This is a genomic window from Deinococcus murrayi DSM 11303, assembly GCF_000482805.1.
GTDB classification, from domain to species: Bacteria; Deinococcota; Deinococci; order Deinococcales; family Deinococcaceae; genus Deinococcus; species Deinococcus murrayi.
This window is the reverse complement of the sequence record NZ_KI519501.1, coordinates 125,030-145,002: the sequence shown is the minus strand read 5'-3', so window position 1 is coordinate 145,002 and position 19,973 is coordinate 125,030. Positions and strand designations below refer to the sequence as shown.

Genomic DNA, 19,973 nt, shown 5'->3' with positions numbered 1-19,973 from the left:
TTACAAGTCATCCCAAGCTCTCGCAAGGCCTCTCTGCAAGCAGCTCTGTGAGTCCCACAAGGGGAGAGGGACAGAACATCAGGCGTTCTTCCGCCAATCCTCTAGGTCCCAGCCAGGTGGCGGATGCCTCGGCCCCCCACCCCGTGATTTCCTGCTGGGCATGAGGCGAATCGTCGTTATCGGCACCACCGGGAGCGGCAAGACCACCCTGGCCCGTGCGCTCGCCGGGCGGCTAGGGGTACCCCACGGCGAGCAGGACGCCTGGAATCACCTCCCCGGCTGGCAGGAGGCCCCGCGAGAGGCGTTCCGGGCGCGGGTCGCCGCCTTCACCGCCGGGGACGCCTGGGTGATGGACGGGAACTACTCCAAGGCCCGCGACATCGGGTGGGCGCGGGCCGACACGCTGGTCTGGCTGGACTATCCCGGTCAGGTCGTGTTCTGGCGACTGCTGAGGCGCACGCTGCGGCGCATCCTCACTCGCCAGGAATTGTGGAACGGCAACCGCGAGCGCCTGTCTGCACAGCTCACCCGCGACGGCATCCTGGCCTGGTTTTTCCGCACCCACTGGAAACGCCGCCGCGAGACGCCCGCCCTCCTCGCGGCATACCCGCATCTGCGGGTCGTGCGGCTGCGGTCGCCGGGGGAGGCGGCGCGGTGGCTGGCCTCTCTCAGCCCTGAAGCAACATCCTCCCGCCCGCCGCGTCCAGCGTGACCTCGCCGCCCGGCAGCGTCTCGCCGCGCAGCGGGTCCCGCCACTCGCCCGCCGGGAGGGTCAGCGTCACCGGGTGGGCCTCCGGGCGGCGGCTGGCGACGACCACAGCCCGCTCGACCCTTCCCACCGCGTCCGTGAACTCGCGCAGGAAGGCGAGGGCGTCCGCTTCCGCGTGCACAAAGCGCAGGGTCCCTTCCTGCAAGACCCGCGTCTCTCGCCGCAGCCGAATGAGCGCCTGTACCCGCGCCCGCAGCTCCTGGTCCCAGGTCGCCTCGTCCCAGGGCATGCTCTCGCGGCACCAGGGCATCATGCCCGGCTGGCGCTGGCTGAGGCCAATCTCCGTGCCGTAGTAGGTGCAGGGCACACCGGGATAGCCCATCAGCAGGGTGAAGGCGGCCAGGAACCGGGTCCGGTCTTCCCCTAGCCGGAACAAGGCCCGCCCGATGTCGTGCGACTCAATGAGGTTGAACATGCTCAGCGCGACGGGCGGCGCGAGGACGTGCCAGGCGTCATGCAGCAGCTCGGCCAGCTCCGTGCCCTCCAAGCGGCTGGGGCGGCCATAGTGGTCCTCGCCGCTCAGCCACTGCATCACCGGGAGGCCAAAGCCGTGGTAGTTCATCGCGCCGTCCTCGCCCTGGCCGTCAAGGGCGTGTTCGGGGTCAAAGAAGCGTTCGCCAAAGACGTAAGCGTCGGGACGTTCTTCGCGGGCGGCCTGCTTGAGGGCGCGGTGCAGCGTGAGGTTGTCCTCGTCGCTGCCGCCCGTCCCAATCATGTGCGCCACGTCCAGCCGCCAGCCCGCCGCTCCCCGCCGCAGCCATTCGCGGACCACGCTGCGCTCGCCGTTCAGGAACTCGGCGACGGCTTCCGGTGCCCGGTAGTCAATCTTGGGCAGGCTGGGCAGGTCGAAAAAGGCGTGATAGGGCGGCTTGCCTGGCTCGTCGCGCCAGGTAAAGAGCGCCCGCTCTGGGGCCGCTTCGCTTTCCAGCGCCGCTCGGAAAAGGGCGTGCTCATTGCCGACGTGGTTGAACACCCCGTCGAGCACCAGCCGAAAGCCCCGCGCGTCCGCCGCCGCTCGCAGCTCGTCCCAGGCGGCGTCCCCGCCGAGGTGCGGGTCGACGTGGCGGTAGTCGCTGATGTCGTAGCGGTGGTTCGACGGCGAGACGAAGATGGGCGTGAGCCACAGCGCGTTCACGCCGAGGTCTTCCAGATAGGGCAGCGCGTCTTGCACTCCTCGCAGGTCGCCCCCGTAGTGGGCGTGGATGTCGCCCTCTTTCGTGACCGGGGAACCCCACGCGGCCTTTTCGACCGGGCGGCCCTGATAGAGGTACTCGCCGTCCCGCACGTCATTGGTGGGGTCGCCGTTGCGAAAGCGGTCGGGAAAGACCTGGTAGAACACGCTGCGCCAGGCCCACTCGGGCGCCCGGTGTCCGGCGAGGTACCCAAACCAGCTCCGAAAGCCCCGCCGCACCCGGTGCAGCCCCAGCGCGGTGAGGTGGAGCTGGTCGTCCGGCAGCCTCAGCGTCCAGGCGTAGCGCACGCGGGCGGCGTCCAGCGGCAGCTCGGCCTCGAACCAGCGGCCCTCCGTGCCGGGTGGCCCAGCCACCTCGGTCGCCTGCACGCTCTCGATTTCGCCCACCCGCACGAAATCGAGCCAAGCGCCCGTCACGTCCCCGACTCCGGCCCCCGCCACGCGCAGCCGCAGCCGCACGCCCCCCTCGCCGACCCCCGCCCCCAGCCGCGCCGTGTAGCCGGGGGTGTGGTCGTGCCAGGCACTGATTCCTGTTTTGTGGTCGTTCATCTCGTCCTCCATGCTGTTCGCCGAGCACGACCTCTTCTCTGTCGCTGCGGAAGAGAGGTCGTGCCCGGCGGGGAGCAAGCGTTGCCTTCGGGTTTGTGCGCAGTCTGCGTGGGCGGGTGGCGGGTGGTCAAGGGGGGGGTACCCCCCCAGTGGCGTCAGGCCGCTGTAAGAACTGATGAGAAAACATGATGTATGCGTCGACAAACCGCGTTGCTGGCTTCTTTGTCTCTCCTCCTGGCCGGTTCCGCCCACGCCATCGGGTTTACGGTGGGGGTGGCGTTTGACCTGGGAGGGCGCCAGGACGGGGGCTTCAACCAGACGGTCTTCCAGGGCGTGCAGCGGGTGATTGCTGAGACGGGCGGACAGATCCGCACCTTCGAGCCGGGACAGCTCAGCGAGGTGGGCCGCGGCATTCCTGGCCTGGTGCGTGCGGGGGCCAAGGTGGTGGTTGGAGTGGGGTACGCCAACAACGCGGCCCTCACGGCGGCGGCAGCGGCGGCCCCCAATGCCCGCTTTGTCCTGGTCGATGACCTGCCCAAAGGACCCAATACGGTGGGCCTGCGCTTTCGCGAGCACGAGGGCAGTTTCTTGGCTGGATATCTCGCGGGTAAGCAGACGGCCACCGGGCGAGTGGGCTTTATCGGCGGCACCGACATCCCGGTGATTCGGCGCTTCCGAGCGGGCTTCGAAGCGGGGGTGGCCTTTGCCTGCCCCGATTGCCAGGTGACCTCGCAGTTTGTCAGCGACTCCAGCGCGGGCTTTAACCTTCCCGGCATCGCCAAAACGCTCACCGCGCAGCTTCAGCGCAACGGCAACGACATCATCTACGCGGCGGCGGGGGCGAGTGGCCGGGGCGTGATTGACCAAATCAAGGCGCAGCCCTGCCTCAAGGCCGCCAACCTGCCCCCCGACCTGAAGTTCCGCGCCGACCCCTACGCGGCGGTGCCCAAGAGCGCAGCCTACCGCAAGGCCTGTGCGGGCGACAGCCGTCCGGTCTTTTTCATCGGGGTGGACACCAATCAGAACGCGCTCGGTGACTTTGACGGCAACCCCGCCACCATGAACCACGGCCTGACCTCCATGCTCAAGCGGGTGGACAACGCCGTGTACGCGGTGGTCAAGGACGTGGCGATGGGACGACCCTGGCGCAGCGGCGACCGCTCCTTCGGCCTGAGCAATGGCGGCATCGGGCTGGCCTTTGACCGCTATAACGAGGCCTTGATTCCGGCATCCCTCAAGACCAACCTCAAGAAGCTCGAAGACCTCATCGTGAGGGGCACGGTCAAGGTGCCCACCCAGTAGCCCCCGCCGCCAATGTCCCGCCGGGGCGCGGGTAAACTGCGCCCCATGAGAGTGCCGCGCCGTCAAACTGTGACCACCTGGGTGGGTCGGGTGCCCGTGGGAAGCCAGCATCCCATCGTCGTGCAGTCCATGACGAACACCGACACCGCCGACGCGGAGGCCACCGCCCTGCAGGTCGCGCAGCTCGCCCGCGCCGGGTCCGAAATCGTGCGCGTGACGGTCAACACCCGCGAAGCTGCCGCGGCCATCCCAGAGATTGTGGAGCGCCTGCGCGTGCTGGGACTGGAGGTGCCCATCGTCGGGGACTTTCACTACAACGGGCACATCCTGCTGGCCGAGTTTCCGGAGACGGCTCGGCTGCTCGCCAAATACCGCATCAACCCCGGCAATGTGGGGGCCGGGCAGCACCACGACGCCAACTTCGCCACGATGATTGAGGTGGCCAAGGAGTACGCCAAGCCCGTCCGCATCGGCGTGAACTGGGGCAGCCTCGACCAACAGGTCCTGGCCCGCCTGATGGACGAGAACGCGGCGGCGGGCAACCCCAAATCCACCACCGACGTGACCATTGACGCGATGGTGACCTCCGCCCTGGAGTCGGCCCGCTACGCCGAAGCGCTGGGCCTTCCGCACGACAGAATCATCATCTCGGTGAAGGTCAGCTCGGCTCCCGAACTGTGGCAGGTCTACCGCCAGCTTGCGCCTCTGTGTGACTATCCCCTGCACCTCGGCCTGACCGAAGCGGGCATCGGCATGAAGGGCATCGTCGCTTCCAGCGTGGCCCTGGCCCCCCTCCTCACCGAAGGCATCGGCGACACCATTCGCGTCAGCCTCACGCCGGAGCCGGGAGCGCCGCGCAAGCTGGAAGTTGAGGTCGCCCAGCAGATTCTTCAGAGCCTGGGCCTGCGCCAGTTCCTGCCTCAGGTCACGAGCTGCCCCGGCTGCGGGCGCACGACCTCCACCTTTTTCCAGCACCTCGCCGGGCAGATTCAGGACTACATCCGCGACGCCATGCCCGAATGGAAGGAAAAGTACCCCGGCGTCGAGGAGATGCAGGTCGCCGTGATGGGCTGCGTCGTCAACGGCCCCGGCGAGAGCAAGCACGCCAACATCGGCATCAGCCTGCCCGGCACCGGGGAAGACCCCCGCGCCCCCGTCTACCGGGACGGCAAGCTGCTCACCACCCTCCGGGGGCCGCGCATTGTGGAGGACTTCAAGGCGCTCCTTGACCAGTACGTCGAGGAGCGGTACGGGCGGGGGAGGGTGGTCGTCTGAGTTTTCATGCAACCCTGTTAGCATGAGGGCATGACCGCCAAAGAGACCGAACTGAAGGTGATTGGTGCCAGCGGGCAGATTTCGCTGGGCAAGGAATATGCCGGGCGGACGGTGCTGGTCGAGCAGCCTGAGCCGGGCGTCTGGCGCATTCGTACCGCGACGGTCATTCCCGACAACGAACGCTGGCTGCACACGCCTGAAATGCAGGCGAAGCTGAAGGAAGCGTTCGAGTGGTTGTCCCAGAACCCAGGCCGTGAAACCACCCCTGAGGAACTGGAAAGCCTTCGCGACGCGTGAGCGCCGTTCGCCTGGACCTCAACGTCCCCACTTTTCAACGGGACCTGTTCGCCCTGGAAAAGGCTGAGCGCCATGCTGTGCTGAACACGCTGGCCCGGCTTCACCGCCTGGACTGGGAGACGCTCTACCGCGCCCCCGGCCTGAACTGGGAAAAGGTGCATGCTCAGGCGGGACCGGGCGGCGAAACGCTGTACACCCTGCGGGTCAGCCAGAAAAGCCGCCTGCTGTGCACCCGCACAGGAGACACCCTGCACTGCATCTCCATTCACCCCGACCACGACAGCGCTTACGGGCGTTAGCCTGCTCCCATGAACCTCTGGGGACCCGGTGCATTCGAGAACGAAGTTGGCGCGGCCTTTGCGGAGGAGGTGGCCCAGGACGGGGCCTTTGCCCTCGCCGAGGCCTTTGACGTGGCCCTCGACCCCGACACCGATTTCCTCGCCGCCGAGGAGGGCTGGCGCACCCTGGCCGCCGCCGAGGTGCTCGCCGCCGTGCTGACGGGCGACACCTCGCGCCTGACCGACGCGGAGCTGCGGGCCTGGGTGGCCGGGGCAGAGGCCACCGAACTGGGAGAGCTGCGGGACGTGGCCCAAGCGGCGGTCTCGCGGGTGCTCGCCCCGGACAGCGAACTGCCGGAGCTGTGGGCCGATGCGGAGGACGAAGCGGCGTGGCGGGCTGAGGTCGAGCGGGTGCGCGGAGCACTGGGGTGAGGTGCCGAGCCGGGCGCCCCCCAGCGTGCAGGGCGCGGTTCGGCGGCTCGGCAGAGGTGTGCTAGCCTCATCCGTTATGAGCCGCGCCCCTCTGAAATCCGCCCGCGAGATTGAAGCCATGCGCCGTGCGGGGGCGCTCGTCGCCGAGACGTTCCGAGTGCTGGAACCCCATGTCCAGCCCGGCGCGACCCTGGCCGACCTCGACCGCATTGCTGAAGAGCATATCCGGGGGGCCGGAGCGACCCCTGCTTATCTGGGCTACGGCCCCAAGTCCAACCCCTTTCCGGCGACCATCTGCGCTTCTGTCAACGAGGTGATTTGCCACGGCATTCCCGGCCCCCGCGAACTCCAGGAGGGGGACATCATCGGGGTGGATATCGGCGTGTACCTGAACGGCGTGTACGGCGACGCCTGCTACACCTACACGGTGGGGCAGGTGCGCCCGGAGGTGCAAGCGCTCGTCGACACGACCCGCGAATGCCTCGCCGCCGGGCTAGAGCAGGTGCGGCCCGGCGGACGCACGGGCGACATCGGCCACGCGATTCAGACTTTGGCCGAGTCGCGCGGTTACGGCGTGGTCCGCGAGTACACCGGCCACGGCATCGGCAAGCGCCTGCACGAGGAACCCACCATCTATCACCACGGGGTGAGGCACACCGGCCTCAAGCTTCAGCCCGGCATGGTCTTTACGGTGGAACCCATGATTAACCTGGGCCGCCCCGAAACCCGGCTGCTCTCCGACGGCTGGACAGTCGTCACCGCCGACGCGTCGCCCAGCGCCCAGTTCGAGCATACGGTAGTCGTGACGCCCAAGGGCCACGAGATTCTGACCCTGTAAAGGGCTGCGGGCCAAAGGGCAGCTCTCACCCGAAAAGAGACCCCCCTGAGCGCGGCGCAGGGGGGCAGGCTTGTAGAAACAGGGAGGCGCCCTATTCCGCCAGCGGGAAGGCTTCGACCCCGGTGGGAATCAGCCAGCCCCATTCGTGCAGGTAGTGGCCGAATTCGTCCAGGAGGGCAGCGGCGAGGGGGCGTTCCGGCGCGGGCAGGGACTCTAGCCACGCTTCGCCTGCCGCCGGGGCATAGGCCTGCAGCGGGACGGGCGAGCTGCCCCGCTCTTCCAGCCAGGCCTCCAGCGCCCCAAGCAGCGCCTCGTATCTGGCCCGCCGCCAGGGGGTTTGCCGGGTGACCTCGTTCAGAAAGTCGGCGGCGGCGTGCTCCAGCAGGGGGGTGCGCCCCACAATCCAGGGGGCACGCGGGCGGGAATGGAGGGTCATGCCTGCCACCCCGGAAATCCCTCGATGGCGACCAGGGTGGGGCGCGGAATGCGGGTACCGGGTTTTGCCGCAAAGGTGCTCGTGAGCTTGTCCAGGCTCTCGCTGTCCTCGCCAGGGTGCTGCACCGCCAAAAAGAGCGTCTTCCCGTCGGGCGACCAGACCGGGCCAGTGAGTTCGGCGTCGACCGGCCCGATGGCAAAGCGGTGTGCCCTCCCCGCTCGCGGCCCCTCCGTCGGAAAGAAGAACATCGCGTTGTTGCCGTGGAAGGCCTTGATGGGGTTGGTGCCCAGGTCCGAGTTGTCGGTCACCATCCACAGGTTGCCGTAGGGGTCAAAGACGAGGTTGTCGGGGCTGGCAAAGCCGCTCTGGGGGCCACCCACCGCAAAGACCTCCCACAGGAACGTCGGCGCGGCGGCGTCTCCGTTTTCGCGGAACTTGATGATTTGGCCGAAGTAGTTGCCGTGCTTGGCGTTGTTGGTGAGCGCCACGTAGACCTCACCCGTGCGGGGGTGAATCTCGATGTCCTCCGGACGGTCGACCGGGGTGCCCCCCACCGCGAGGGCGCTGGCCCGCGCGTCCGCGAGCACGTCGGCCTGCCCACTAAAGAGCGGTTTGCCGTCCGCGCCCTTGGCCTCCCGCAGCTTGGGATTCTTGTCGTAGTCGAGCAGAATCCAGCTCCCGTTGCCGAAGTTGGCGACATACAGGTCGCCTTCGGCGAGCAGGTCGCGGTTCGCGTTGCGGTTGCCCGGCTGGTAGCGGCCCCGGCTGACGAACTTGTACACGCAGGCGTCTTGCATGTCGTCGCCCATGTAGCCCACCACCCGGCCATCTTTGGTCAGGGTCACGGCCACGTTCTCGTGCCGGAAGCGGCCCATCGCAGTGCGTTTCTTGGGTCGCCACGCTGGGTCAAAGGGGTCAATCTCAGTGACCCAGCCCTGGTGCATCGCCTCGTAGCCGCTGCCCGCCCAGGCGCGGGCATAGCCGTCCACGTTTTCCTCGCAGGTCAGCAGGGTGCCCCAGGGCGTCTGTCCCCCCGAACAGTTGCCCACGCTGCCACGCACGGTCGTTGCCCCCTTCACCACGGCGCTGCCGCGCACGGGTCCGGTCAGCTCAATCTCGGTCATGGCGTCGATGCGGCGGTTGCGGGGGTCGGGCACGATTTTCCAGCCGCCTTCCTCGCGGCGCACCCGCACCACGCTCACACCCACGGCCTTCATCTCGGCCCGGATTTGCTCTGGGGTGCGCTCGCGGGTGTTGCCCCCCACAAACAGCGGGTTGACGTATTCGTGGTTGATGGTGAGCAGCGCGTCGGTCGAGGAGCGCCCACCCTCCAACATGTCGATAGGGAAGTACCCCACGAAGTCGTGGTTGAAGCCAATCTCCCCCCCGTCTGCGGTAAAGACCTCGCCCCAGGGGGCCAGCAGTTGCCAGCGGTAGCCGAAGGGCAGGGTCAGGGTGTCGGCGTTCCCCGCCTCAATCGCCCGGAAGGGCGGCAGCGTGCGCGGGTTGAGGGGAGCGGGCGGCGCGTCCACCGGAGCGCCGTTGTTGGAGAGGGCCTCCGCCTCGCTGATGCGCAGCGGCAGGGTGACCGCTGCCGTGGCCGCGACTGTCCCCAGGGCACCCCGGCGGGTGAGCTTGCGGTCCAGTAGCCGGTGCCAGAGACTCGTTTCGGCCTTGCCCTGCGGTGTCGAGGTGGTCATGGCCCCAGCCTGCCAGCCCCGCGTCACCGCAGCTTCAGCGGGGCGTCAGCTCTGCATCAAGCGGCTGGGGAGGCTCCGCATCCATTGGTCTGCTCGCGGTCAGCTTGACGCTCCCAGCGCCTCACTCAACGCCGCGAGCAGCTCGCCCGCTTCGCCGTCCGTGATGCTCAGCGGCGGCCCCAGCAGCAGGTGGTCGCCGCGCACGCCGTCCACCGCCCCCGTGCCGGGATAGGTCACCAGGCCGCGTTCCCAGGCCGCCGCCGCGACCCGCCCGGCCAGGCCCGGCGTCCGGTACGCCTCCCCGGTCTGCGGGTCGCCCAGCACCACCCCCAGCAGCAGGCCGTGCCCGCGCACCTCCAGCACGTGGGGATGCCGGGCCTGGAGGTCGCGCAGCCCCGCCAGCAGCCGCCCCCCCTGTGTCCGCGCCCGCTCCGGCAGCTCCTCGCGCTCCAGGATGTCCAGCACGCTCAGGCCTGCCGCCACGCTGACCGGGTGGCCGGCGTAGGTAAAGCCGTGCTGAAAAGCCCCCGACCCCTCCATCACCGTGCGGTAGACCTCCGGCGAGGCGGCGAGGCCCGCCAGCGGCGCGTATCCGGCGGCCAGCCCCTTGCCCAGCACCACGAGGTCGGGGGTCACGTCCTCATGCAGCCGCACGGCGAGCGGTGCCCCGCAGCGGCCCATCCCGCTCATGACCTCGTCCGCGATGAAGAGGACCCCGTACTCGCAGCAAATCTCCGCGATGCGGGCGTGGTATCCCGGATTCGGGGCCAGCGCGGCGTCGGACGCCCCCACGACGGGTTCGCCGATGAAGGCGGCGACCGTGTCCGGCCCCGCTTCCTCCAGCACCGTCCGCAGCCGCTCGGCGTCATCCTCGCCGGAGAGGGTGGGGTCAGGTTTGGGCATCTTGGGCCACGCGACCTCGTTCATCAGCGGGGCGTACATCGCCCGCCGCGCCCCCATCCCCGACGCCGCGAGCGCTCCCAGCGAGGCCCCGTGGTAGCTCGGCACCCGCGTGACGACCTTGTAGCGCCCCGGCTCGCCGCGCTCGACGTGGTACTGCCGCGCCAGCTTGATGGCGCTCTCGTTCGCCTCCGAGCCGCCCGACACCGCCCAGAAGCGGAAGCCGGGCAAGCCCAGAAAGGCGGTCAGCCTAGAGGCGTACTCCTCCAGCACGTCCGACGTGAACTGCGAGCCGTGCACAAAGGGCAGCGTGCGGGCCTGCCGCGCCATCGCCTCCGCGACCTCCGCCCGCCCATGCCCGATGTTGGCCACCAGCGCCCCCGACGAGCCGTCCAGCCAGCGCCGCCCGCCTGCGTCATAGAGGTACACCCCCTCTCCCCGCACGGCGGTTGGAGAGGGCTTGCGCGAACGGTAAAAGACGCTGGAGTTGGTCACGGGGAGGGAGTCCTTTCGGGGGTTGGGAGTCGAAGGGAGGGGGGAGGGCCAGCCACCCCGGCGCGGCGCGGCTGGCGTCACCCACGTTCAGTTCGGTGACGCTGCCTGTTGCTGGTCGCTGGCGGCTGGAAGCTGGCCGCTGCCCTCACCACGTGTCCCCACCCCCCGGAGGCGGCCACGCCCCCAGCGCCTGCCGCACGGTGACCACCTGCCCGAAATGGTGCGCCGTATGCAGGGCAAAGTCGGCCAGCAGCTCCCCGATGGTCTCGTCGTGGTTGACCGGGTTGGCGAGGTCGGGGCGGGCCGTGTGCGTGTCCACCCGCGCGAGCAGCTCGTAGAACTCGGCCTTCACGCGGGGCCAGTCTGCTGGGGTCACGGCGGGCCAGGTGTCGGCGGCGTGCGCCGGGTAGGGCTGCGCTTGCCCCAGCTCGATGATGTCCAGCATCCAGCGGTTCCACCAGTTCACGTGCGCCACCAGCTCGGCCACCGAATGCGGCAACCCCTGGGGACGGCGGGTCGCGGTATCGGCGTCCAGCCCGCTGAGAGCCGCTTCCACGCCCACAAAGGCCTGACCGCCCCGGAAGAGCTTCGGCAGCAGCCGGGCAAAAGCGAGCTGGGCGCGTTCGGCGCGGGAGGGGTCGTCGTGTGGGGTCATGGGGGGTATTGTCGGCTGCGCGGGTCGAAGGGTCAAAGAGGGGGAGGGTCTAAGGGGGACGGGGGTGGGGGTAGGAGGGCGGCCCGCTTCCACCTGGCCCCGAAGAGACCTTCGACTCTTCGACCTTTAGAACCTTAGACCCTTGGGCTGCGCCGCAGGCGCTAATACCGCTGCGCCACCGTCTTCGTCTGCACGAACCAGAAGAGGTAATCCGGCCCCCCCACCTTCGCGTTCGTGCCGCTCATGCCGTAGCCGCCGAAGGCGTGGGTACCCGACAGCGCCCCGGTGCACTTGCGGTTGACGTACAGGTTGCCGACGTGGATGCGCCGCCGCGCTTCTGCAATCTTGCGGGGGTCGCGGCTGTAAAAGGAGGCGGTGAGGCCGTACTCGGAGTCGTTCGCCAGCGCGATGGCGTGTTCCCAGTCGCGTGCCCTGGTGAAGCTCAGGACCGGGCCGAAGATTTCCTCCTGAAAGAGGGGGTCACGCGGGTCCACGTCTGCAAAGATGGTGGGCTGCACGTAGCCCCCCTCGGCCTCGCCCATGTCCGCCCGCTCGCCGCCCAGCACCAAGCGGGCGGTGGCCTTGCCGCGCTCGATGTAGCCCATGATGCGCTCTGCGCTTTTCTCGTGAATGACCGGGCCAAGGGGGGCGTTCTCCTCCGGCGAGCCCATCTTCAGCTCTCGCGTCAGCCGCACGACCTTTTCCAGCAGCTCGTCATGCACGCTCTCCTCGGCAATCACCCGGCTGCACGCCGAGCACTTCTGCCCGGCGTACCCGAAGGCCGCCTGCACGATGCCGAGTGCTGCGGCGTCGATGTCGCCGTCCGCGCAGACCACCGTGGGGTCTTTGCCGCCCATCTCCGCAATCACCCGCTTGAGCCAGCGCTGGCCGGGCTGCACCCTCGCGGCCCGTTCGTAAATGCGGCAGCCAATCGCCTTGGAGCCGGTAAAGGCGATCATGCGGATGTCCTTGTGGTCGACCAAGGGGTCGCCGAGCACCTCGTTGGTTCCGGTCAGGAACTGGATGACGTTCCGGGGCAGCCCCGCCTCGTACAGCAGCTCGACGAGCAGCAAGCTCGACAGCGGCGTTTCGGAAGCGGGCTTCCAGACCACCGTGTTGCCCGCCGCAATCGCGCCCAGGCTCATGCCCAGCGGAATCGCCGCCGGGAAGTTCCAGGGGCTGATGACCGCGACCACGCCCAGCGGCTCGTACACGGTCGTGACGTGCTCGTCGGGTATCGGGTAGACGGCTTTGCCCTGCGCCCACCGCAGCGTTTCGCGAGCAAAGACCTCAAAGTGGTCCACGCACTCGGCCACTTCGCCGTCGGCCTCGGCCCAGTTCTTGCCGTTTTCCAGGCCCATCACGGCGTTGAATTCCATCCGCCGCGCCCGCAGCAGCTCGGCGGCCCGCTTGAAGATGGTCGCCCGCTGGAGGGGGTCGGAGAATCGCCAGTCTTCAAACGCCTCGGCGGCGCAGCGAATCGCCTCCTCACGCTGGGTTGCCGAAGCCTGCGGAAAGTGCCACACCACCTCGCGGGTGTCGGCGGGGTTGCGGACCTCGAAGGTGCTGTCGCCGGGCACCGCCCGCCCGCCGATGTAAAGCGGAAAGTGCTGGCCGACGTACCGCTCCCGCACCGTGCGGTAGGCGGCCCGCTGCCGCTCGGCTACCTCCGGCTGACTGAAGGCGAAATACGGCTCGTGTTCAAAAGGAAGGAAGCCCTCCAGCAGCGTGTTCGTCATGGTCCTGTGCCTCCTTGTGGATGAGGCGAGCCTAACACGCCCCCCACAGGCGCACCAACCCGCTGTCAGTCGGCAAAAAAGGGCTGAAAAGTCAGCCCCGGCGGGCACTCCTGGACCCCACTCACCTGGCAAGTGAAAGGTGACGAGGAGAACCAAAAAACGCCGGACCCCAGGTCACTCCCAGGGTCGGGCGGTGGTCAGCAGAGGTGGGGTTAGGCGGGCTGCTGCCGAGCGGCTTTGGCTTCCTCGGCGAGTTGGCGGCGCAGCACCTTGCCGACCGCCGTCTTGGGCAGCTCGGCGCGGAATTCGACGCTGCGCGGGACTTTGTACGCGCTCAGCTCCCGGCGGCAATGCCCGATGATGTCGGCTTCGGTGGCCTCCTGCCCAGGCTTGAGCACCACGACCGCGTGGACACTCTCGCCCCGGTACGCGTCGGGCACACCCACGGCGGCGGCTTCGAGCACCGCGGGGTGCGCGGTCAGCACTTCCTCGACCTCGCGGGGGTAGATGTTAAAGCCCCCCGCGATGATGAGGTCTTTCTTGCGGTCCACGATGCGGAAGTAGCCGTCGTCATCCATGACGGCCATATCGCCCGTCAGCAGCCAGGTCTGGCCCTGCCACTCGCGCAGCACCTTGGCGGTTTCGTCGGGGCGCTGCCAGTAGCCCTTCATGACCATCGGGCCAGCCACCCACAGCTCGCCGACCTCGCCGTTCGGCACGGGCTGGCCATCTTCGCCCATCACCACGGCATCCACCCCCGGCATGGGGAGGCCGATGCTGCCTTCGCGTTGGTCGCCGAAAATCGGGTTGGTGTGGGTGATGGGGCTGGCCTCGGTCAGGCCGTAGCCCTCAACGAGGTTGGCTCCCCCGGTAATCTGCCGGAAGCGCCGGGCCGTCTCCAGCAGCAGCGGCGCTGACCCGCTGATGCAGGCGCGAATGCTGGTGAGGTCGTGCCCCGGCGTGTCGGGGTGGTGGTTGATGGCGTTGTAGAGGGTGGGCACGCCGGGAAAGAGGGTCGCCCCGCTCGCCGAGATTTGCGAGAGCACCATCTTGATGTCGCGGGCATTGGGCACGAGGGCGATCGTCGCCCCGATGAGCAAGCTGAGGTTCATCGCGACCGTCATCCCGTAGACGTGGAAAAAGGGAATGGCGGCCAGGGTGACCTCCTGCCCGCTGCGCAGGTCGGTCATCCACGCGCGGGCCTGCTCCGCGTTGGCGATAAGGTTGCGGTGGGTCAGCATCGCGCCCTTGGGGACGCCCGTCGTGCCGCCCGTGTACTGGAGGAGGGCCACATCATCGGGGCGCAGGGTCACGGGCTGCGGGGTGCCCTCCTGCCGCACGAGCTGGGTCATGGAATACACCGACCCCCCGGTCTTGACATTCACCCACGTCCCCTCGCGGCGGGCCTTGAGGGGATACAGCACGTTTTTGGGGAAGGGGAGAGCGTCTTGAATCCCGGTCACGATGACCCGCTGCACCGGGACCTCCCCGGCAATCTGCTCGTAGCGCGGGTAAAACGCGTCGAGCAAAATCAGCGTCTCGCTGCCGCTGTCCTGAAGCTGGTGCCCCAACTCGTGCGGGGTGTACAGCGGGCTGGTGTTCACCACCGTGGCCCCGGCGAGCAGCGCCCCGTAAAAGCCCACCACGAACTGCGGGCAGTTGGGCAGCATCAGGCTGACGCGCTCGCCGGGCTGAACGCCGATTTTTTGCAGCGCCGCCGCGAAACTCAGGACCTGCCCCCACAGCGCCCGGTAGGTCGTTTTGGCCCCCAGGAAGGTCAGGGCGGTGCGGTCCGGGTACTGCTCTGCCGTGCGCCGCAGCAGGTCGGGCAGAGTGTCATTGCTCGGCGTGAACTCGTGCGGCACACCTTCTTCGTAGTGGGACAGCCAGGGTCTCTCCATGCCGGTCTTTCACGCTCCTTGCGCGCCCCCCGCCGCGCCAGGGCCGCTGCGACGGGGGCAGCGGGCGGGCAGGAACTGCGCCTTGAAATTAGACTCAGTATAGCCTCATTTCGCTGCCCTGCGCTTCCCCTGGGGGCATGCCACACTGGTCCGCATGACCCCGCACCGCCGCTACCTGCAAGAAGCTCTGGCCCTTGCCCGCGAAGCGCAGGCGGCGGGCAGCGCTCCCGTCGGAGCCGTGCTCGTCAACGCGCGGGGCGACATCGTGGGCCGGGGTCGCAACCGCGTCAGCGAGGCCCAGACGCCAGAGCACGTGGGAGGAGCCAGCGTCGCCCACGCCGAAATGGACCTCTTTTTTGCGGCGGGCAAGTTGGAACGTCCTGCCTCGCTGACCCTCTACACCAGCCTCGAACCCTGCTTGATGTGCGGCGGGGCTTCCGCGCTGTTGGGGTTAGGCCGAATCGTGTGGGCCACCGATGACCCCTGGGGGGGGTCGGGCCGCCTGATAGCCTGGAGCGACCATCCCGCCATGCAGGCAACCGAGGTGGTCCGCTGCCCCGACCCTGAGCTGGAGGCCGAGGGTGCCCGCCTCTTTGCTCCCGAAGCCAAACGCGCCTTTCCCGCGGAGGGCTGGGCGCTGTGGCGCGAGCGTTACCCTGCCGAGACGGCGGGGGTGGAATGACCCTCCTGGTGGTCGGCAGCGTGAATGCCGACCTCAGCGTGCGGGTGCCCCACCTGCCCGCCCCCGGCGAGACGGTCCTGGGGGGCGACGCGCAGGTGTCGCCCGGCGGCAAGGGCGCAAACCAGGCGGTCGCGGCGGCCCTCGCTGGGGCGCGGGTGTCCTTCTGCGGGGCGGTCGGCCAGGACTCCTTTCGGGAGGTGGCCTTGCGCGGCTTGATGCGGGCGGGGGTGGACCTCACCGACCTGCACACGCTGGACGCGCCCACGGGCCTCGCTCTTATCACGGTCGCGGGGGGCGGCGAGAACGCGATTGCGGTGGCCAGCGGAGCCAATGCGCGGCTGACGCCTGGGCACCTGCCCGCAGACTTCACCCCCTACACCCACCTGCTGCTTCAGGGCGAGCTGCCCGCCGACGTCACCCGCGAGGCGGCGCGGCGCGGCCAGGCGGCGGGCTTGACCGTGCTCTTCAATGCGGCTCCCGTGCAGGCTTCCGCCCCAGAACTCCTTCCTGACGTCACCCACCTGCTCGTGAACGAGACCGAGCTGGCGGCCCTCGCGCCCGTTGGGGGTGGGGCAGAGGCGCAGGCGCGTGCTCTGCTGGCAACCGGGCTGCGGGCCGTCACCGTGACGCTGGGGGCGCAGGGCAGCCTCACTGTGACCGGGGAGGAGACGCAGGTGCTTCCCGCCCACCCGGTCGCTCCCGCCGATACCACCGGGGCGGGGGACACCTTCGCGGGGGTGCTGGCCGCCGAACTCGCCGCCGGGTGGCCCCTCTGGGAGGCGCTGCGGGCGGCGGGCGTCGCCGCGGCCCTGACCTGCACCCGCCCCGGTGCGCAGGACGCGATGCCCCCGCGGGCCGAGCTGGAAGCGGCGCTGGGGCGCTAGGCTGACGCCGAGATGCTCCGCTACCGCACCTTTAACGAGGCCGATTTCGAGGCCCTTCGGCAACTCGACCTCGCCGCCCAGCACGCTGCTGACCCCGGCTTTGACGCTCTGCCGGAGCGCGAGCGGGCGGGCCGCCTGAGCACCAGCCACGCTGCCCTCAAGTTCTACGAACGCAGCGAACATTCCTTTGTCGCCCAGGGCGAGGGGATGACGGGCCTTGCCGGGGCCATCTTCGCCCAGCATGTCTGGCAGGGAGACCGCCCCATCGTCCTCGTGCGGACGGTGCTGCTGTCGCCCGGCGCGCCGGAGGAAACGGCAGCGGGCCTCCTCCATGCCGTCGTCAAGAGTGCCTACGACAGCGCCGTCTACGAGGTGCATTTCCCCGTGACCCCCGCGCTGGAGGGAGCTGCCGATCAGGAGGAAGCGCACCTCGTCGGCGGGTATGGGGTCTGTCACCTCGGTACCCGTGCGGCGACCGCACCGGGCACCCGTTTGGGCGGGGCGGGGGGCGCGGCATAATGGCCGCCATGACCGCCAAACCTGCCCGTGTCCTGCTCGGCGTGCGCGGCCTGACCCGTGAGTCGGGCGAGCGCGTCGCCGGGCATCTGCGTACCCTCCCCGGCGTCGTCCAGGCCATCCCCGACGAGGGCCAGATTGAAGTCCACTACGACCCCTCCCAGCACACGGTGATGGACCTCGTGCGGGCCGTGCGCTCGCAGGGCTTCCTCGCCGGGATGCTCTGAAGGGCCTCTATGGCCCTCGGTTACGTCGGCGTCCTCACCGTCCGGGTGGAGATGCCCTGGGTGAGCAACCTCAAGGAAAAACGCGCCCTGGTGCGCCCGGTTGTCGAGCGCCTCAAGGCCCGTTTTCCCCTGACGGTGGCCCGCCTCGACGGCCTTGACGCCCACGACTGGGAGGTTATCGGGGTGGCCACCCTCAGTAGCGACTACGGTTGGGTCGAAGAAACCCTGCGGATGGCTGCCGACTTCATCGCCCGCGAGGGGGAATACCGGGTCGCCTGGGAGGACACCGAGATTACAGTGCTCGGCGGGGGAGAAGAAGAGGCGGAGGGGACCCCTCTCCCCAGGGAGGGGGGTCCCTAGCGCCCTGCCCCCGCCTGGCTTCCCAGCGCCGACTTCAGGGCGTCGAAGGCGGCGGGACGCTGCAAGACGCGCCAGTTCAGGACGCTTGCGCCGCTGAGCTGCGCGACCTTGCCTTCGGCGCAGTCGTAGGCGGCGCTTTGCTTGCGCATAATCGGCCACACGACCGCCGCCGCCCGCCCCGCGACGTCGCGCCGGGGCACCGGCCCAAAGAGACGCGAGTCTTCGCTGCCGCCCGCGGTGCGGTTGTCGCCCATCACGAAGTAGTGGCCCGGCGGCACCGTGAGTTCGGGTTGGTCGGGCACCAGGCCACCGATGCTGGAGGTCGCTGCGTTCGCCAGCGGGCTTCCGGTATCCCAGCAGCCCTGCTCGCGCCAGTAGTCGGTGGTCCAGCTTTGGTCGAGGCGCGTGCCGTTGACGAAGACCTCGCCGTTCTCGATGCGGATGCGGTCACCGGGCAGCCCAATCAGCCGCTTGATGAGGAAGGGGCGGTAGGTCCACAGCCCGAAGGGGGCGGGCCGGGTGAGGTTGGGGGCCTTGTCGGCGGCCTCCCGCGGGGGCTTAAAAATCAGGATGTCGCCCCGGCTAAAGTCGCCGACTCCCGCCTTGTGCAGCCACGTCTCGTATTTGGGCACGAAGACCCGCTCGCGGTCACGCAGGTTGGGCATCATGCTCACGCCGTCCACGCCCACCAGCGTCGCCAAAAACTGGGTAATCACCACCGCGAAGACGATGGGTTCCAGCACTTCCTTCCACAGTTTGCCCAGCGGACCGCTCCCGGCCCCTTTCAGTTTCGTCATGCGGCTCCTTTAACCCGCCGCGCAGGATAGCAGGGCGCGCTCCAGTCTCAGCCCCCCGCCCCCACGAGCGCCCGCACCCGCGCGAGTTCGGCCCGCGCCGCCGCCTCGCCCGCCTCTATCGCCTGCGCCCCCCGCCGAAAGGAGGGCAGGTCGATGTCGCCGAGGTTCGGGCGCAGCAGCACGTCCGGGCGGTAGAGGCTGAGGCGAGCGTCGGTGAGTTGCGCTTGCATGATGTCGACGGCCCGCCGCAAGGAGCGCACGGGGCCTAGCCCCCCCGCCGAGCGCCACCGCCGCCGCTCTGGGAGTTGGAGCGGTTCGGGGGCGGTGACGTCTACCGCCACGACGTGGTGCACTCCCAGAAAGTACGCCGCATCCACCGGCACCTGATTGAGAATGCCCCCGTCGGCCAGCAGCATGTCGCCGTAGGGCACCGGGGGGGTGGCTCCCGGATAGGCCGCCGTTGCCCGCAGAGCGGGGTACAGGTCGCCCTCCCGCAGGTACACCATGCGCCCGGTCAGGACGTCCGTCGCGGTGACGGCGAGCGGACGCTCCAGCGCCTCAAAGGTGGGCGGGAGGTGCTCGGCCAACCACGCCTCAAAGGCAGAAGCCTTGAGCAGCCCTTTGCCCAGCCGCCAGTCAATCAGCCGCCGCCACGACACGGTCTGCGAGACGCGCTGCAACTCGTTTGCGCTCGCCCCCGCCGCGATAAAGGCCGCGACCAGCCCCCCCATCGAGGTGCCCGCGAGGACCTGCGGCGGCAGCCCCGCTTCCTCCAGCACCCGCCACACCCCGACGTGCGCCAGGCCGCGTGCGCCGCCGCCCCCCAAGACCAGTCCATACCCCGGCATGGGGGGATTGTAGGGGGCTGCACCTTCCGGAGGCCTTTGGAGTACCGTGGAAGGCAAGATGCCGCTGGCAGGACAGGTCGTCGGAGAAGGGGTGCGCCTCGTGCGGCCCCTGGGGCGCGGCTCGCACAGCGTGGTGTATTTCGCGGTCGATGGGGGGGGACAACCCCGCGCCGTCAAGATTTTTGACCCGCATTTCGCTGCCCACGCGGGGCGCGAGCTGGCGTGCGGGGAGGGCCTCGACCACCCCCGGCTGGTGCGGGTGCTCAGCGCCGTCAGCGTGGAGGGTCGCCCCGCTCTGTTGCTGACCTACGCCCGCGGACGGGTGCTTTTTGCCCGCTATGCCCGGCGACCCGCCCTCACCTCCGAGCGCCGCGCCTACCTGCTGACGCTCGCGCACCTGCTCGGTGCGCTGGGACACCTGCACGGGCGGGGCTTGGTGCACCGCGACGTCAAGCCGGAGAACATCCTCGCCGAACCTGACGGCAGCGCCACCCTGGTGGACTTCGACTTGTCGGGTCCGGCGGGCGAGACCTTTAGCGCCCCCACCCGCTTGGGCACCGCTGCCTTCCAAAGCCCAGAGGCCCGCCGGGGCGAACCGCTGGGGCCGGAAAGCGACCTCTACGGGGTCGGCATCCTGCTGGGCTGGGGCCTGCACGGGGCACTGGGACCCCTGGGCGTGCCCCCACCCCCCGCCGCCGACCCCCTTGACCCCCTGCTCGCCGCCCTCACCGACCCCGACCGCTCCCGGCGGCTGGGGGACGCGGCGGCGGCGCGGGAGTGGTTGCTGCGGCTGGCGGGGCTACCGTACTAGAAGCTGCCAAGAACAGGGTCGAACTTAGGGTGCGTGACTCTGAAGACAGCAGAATGGGTGGGTGACCCGGCGAGGCTACCCCAGCGACGT

22 protein-coding genes are annotated in these 19,973 nt (G+C 69.2%); 13 read left to right on the top strand and 9 right to left on the bottom strand.

The window, feature by feature from the left end; genetic code table 11:
* The first annotated feature begins 160 nt into the window (after nt 1–160).
* Nucleotides 161–712, top strand: coding sequence for a P-loop NTPase family protein (locus tag H565_RS0109830; RefSeq protein WP_034409148.1), 552 nt, complete (start codon nt 161–163; stop codon nt 710–712).
* Here the strand turns inward: H565_RS0109830 and H565_RS0109825 are convergent.
* A complete protein-coding gene (locus H565_RS0109825) occupies nt 669–2,510 on the bottom strand; it encodes an alpha-amylase family glycosyl hydrolase (RefSeq protein WP_027460869.1) in 1,842 nt (613 codons plus the stop codon). The genes H565_RS0109830 and H565_RS0109825 overlap by 44 nt on opposite strands.
* A 192-nt stretch (nt 2,511–2,702) precedes the next feature.
* On the opposite strand from H565_RS0109825, the gene H565_RS0109820 reads away from it, so the two are divergent.
* From H565_RS0109820 to map, 6 genes are all read left to right on the top strand, one after another.
* On the top strand, nt 2,703–3,812 hold the full coding sequence (locus H565_RS0109820) for a BMP family lipoprotein (RefSeq protein WP_027460868.1): 1,110 nt from the start codon (nt 2,703–2,705) through the stop codon (nt 3,810–3,812).
* A gap of 45 nt (nt 3,813–3,857) precedes the next feature.
* On the top strand, nt 3,858–5,087 hold the full coding sequence (gene ispG, locus H565_RS0109815) for a flavodoxin-dependent (E)-4-hydroxy-3-methylbut-2-enyl-diphosphate synthase (RefSeq protein ID WP_027460867.1): 1,230 nt from the start codon (nt 3,858–3,860) through the stop codon (nt 5,085–5,087).
* A 30-nt stretch (nt 5,088–5,117) separates the two neighbouring features.
* Nucleotides 5,118–5,384: a hypothetical protein gene (locus tag H565_RS0109810; protein ID WP_034403114.1), complete on the top strand. Its 267-nt coding sequence runs from the start codon at nt 5,118–5,120 to the stop codon at nt 5,382–5,384.
* On the top strand, nt 5,381–5,683 hold the full coding sequence (locus tag H565_RS0109805; RefSeq protein WP_027460865.1) for a hypothetical protein: 303 nt from the start codon (nt 5,381–5,383) through the stop codon (nt 5,681–5,683). Before H565_RS0109810 ends, H565_RS0109805 begins: the two co-directional genes overlap by 4 nt.
* Nucleotides 5,684–5,692: 9 nt before the next feature.
* The gene (locus H565_RS0109800) at nt 5,693–6,094 is read left to right on the top strand and encodes a DUF4259 domain-containing protein (RefSeq protein ID WP_027460864.1); all 402 of its coding nucleotides are present in this window, start codon (nt 5,693–5,695) and stop codon (nt 6,092–6,094) included.
* A 76-nt stretch (nt 6,095–6,170) separates the two neighbouring features.
* Nucleotides 6,171–6,932, top strand: coding sequence for a type I methionyl aminopeptidase (gene map / locus H565_RS0109795; protein ID WP_027460863.1), 762 nt, complete (start codon nt 6,171–6,173; stop codon nt 6,930–6,932).
* Between the two features lie 91 nt (nt 6,933–7,023).
* Here map and H565_RS15055 read toward each other — a convergent pair whose 3' ends face one another.
* The 6 genes from H565_RS15055 to H565_RS15790 form a co-directional block, all read right to left on the bottom strand.
* Nucleotides 7,024–7,368 (bottom strand): hypothetical protein, encoded by a 345-nt coding sequence (locus tag H565_RS15055; protein ID WP_051363534.1) that lies wholly within the window; start codon nt 7,366–7,368, stop codon nt 7,024–7,026.
* Nucleotides 7,365–9,068: a PhoX family protein gene (locus tag H565_RS0109785; protein ID WP_051363533.1), complete on the bottom strand. Its 1,704-nt coding sequence runs from the start codon at nt 9,066–9,068 to the stop codon at nt 7,365–7,367. Before H565_RS0109785 ends, H565_RS15055 begins: the two co-directional genes overlap by 4 nt.
* A 99-nt stretch (nt 9,069–9,167) precedes the next feature.
* Nucleotides 9,168–10,463 carry an aminotransferase family protein gene (locus tag H565_RS0109780; RefSeq protein WP_027460861.1) on the bottom strand — a complete coding sequence of 432 codons (1,296 nt, stop codon included), beginning with the start codon at nt 10,461–10,463 and terminating at the stop codon, nt 9,168–9,170.
* A 145-nt stretch (nt 10,464–10,608) separates the two neighbouring features.
* The gene (locus tag H565_RS0109775) at nt 10,609–11,118 is read right to left on the bottom strand and encodes a DinB family protein (protein WP_027460860.1); all 510 of its coding nucleotides are present in this window, start codon (nt 11,116–11,118) and stop codon (nt 10,609–10,611) included.
* 161 nt (nt 11,119–11,279) lie between these two features.
* Nucleotides 11,280–12,857 (bottom strand): L-glutamate gamma-semialdehyde dehydrogenase, encoded by a 1,578-nt coding sequence (locus H565_RS0109770; RefSeq protein ID WP_027460859.1) that lies wholly within the window; start codon nt 12,855–12,857, stop codon nt 11,280–11,282.
* 212 nt (nt 12,858–13,069) lie between these two features.
* A complete protein-coding gene (locus H565_RS15790; RefSeq protein WP_027460858.1) occupies nt 13,070–14,758 on the bottom strand; it encodes a long-chain-fatty-acid--CoA ligase in 1,689 nt (562 codons plus the stop codon).
* A gap of 154 nt (nt 14,759–14,912) precedes the next feature.
* On the opposite strand from H565_RS15790, the gene H565_RS0109760 reads away from it, so the two are divergent.
* The 5 genes from H565_RS0109760 to H565_RS0109740 are packed head-to-tail and all read left to right on the top strand — an operon-like array spanning nt 14,913 to nt 17,427.
* Nucleotides 14,913–15,440, top strand: coding sequence for a nucleoside deaminase (locus tag H565_RS0109760; RefSeq protein WP_034409146.1), 528 nt, complete (start codon nt 14,913–14,915; stop codon nt 15,438–15,440).
* Nucleotides 15,437–16,324, top strand: coding sequence for a ribokinase (locus H565_RS0109755; RefSeq protein ID WP_027460856.1), 888 nt, complete (start codon nt 15,437–15,439; stop codon nt 16,322–16,324). Before H565_RS0109760 ends, H565_RS0109755 begins: the two co-directional genes overlap by 4 nt.
* Nucleotides 16,325–16,336: 12 nt before the next feature.
* Nucleotides 16,337–16,843 carry a DUF1999 domain-containing protein gene (locus tag H565_RS0109750; RefSeq protein ID WP_027460855.1) on the top strand — a complete coding sequence of 169 codons (507 nt, stop codon included), beginning with the start codon at nt 16,337–16,339 and terminating at the stop codon, nt 16,841–16,843.
* Nucleotides 16,843–17,067 (top strand): hypothetical protein, encoded by a 225-nt coding sequence (locus tag H565_RS0109745; protein WP_027460854.1) that lies wholly within the window; start codon nt 16,843–16,845, stop codon nt 17,065–17,067. The genes H565_RS0109750 and H565_RS0109745 overlap by 1 nt, the downstream gene beginning before the upstream one ends.
* 9 nt (nt 17,068–17,076) lie before the next feature.
* The gene (locus H565_RS0109740) at nt 17,077–17,427 is read left to right on the top strand and encodes a DUF503 domain-containing protein (RefSeq protein WP_027460853.1); all 351 of its coding nucleotides are present in this window, start codon (nt 17,077–17,079) and stop codon (nt 17,425–17,427) included.
* Here the strand turns inward: H565_RS0109740 and lepB are convergent.
* Together lepB and H565_RS0109730 are read right to left on the bottom strand one after the other, a co-directional pair.
* The gene (lepB, locus tag H565_RS0109735; RefSeq protein WP_027460852.1) at nt 17,424–18,224 is read right to left on the bottom strand and encodes a signal peptidase I; all 801 of its coding nucleotides are present in this window, start codon (nt 18,222–18,224) and stop codon (nt 17,424–17,426) included. The genes H565_RS0109740 and lepB overlap by 4 nt on opposite strands.
* Nucleotides 18,225–18,271: 47 nt before the next feature.
* Nucleotides 18,272–19,072, bottom strand: a complete 801-nt coding sequence (locus H565_RS0109730; RefSeq protein WP_027460851.1) for a patatin-like phospholipase family protein — start codon at nt 19,070–19,072, stop codon at nt 18,272–18,274.
* Between the two features lie 58 nt (nt 19,073–19,130).
* On the opposite strand from H565_RS0109730, the gene H565_RS0109725 reads away from it, so the two are divergent.
* Nucleotides 19,131–19,883, top strand: coding sequence for a serine/threonine-protein kinase (locus H565_RS0109725; protein ID WP_027460850.1), 753 nt, complete (start codon nt 19,131–19,133; stop codon nt 19,881–19,883).
* Nucleotides 19,884–19,973 lie beyond the last annotated feature (90 nt).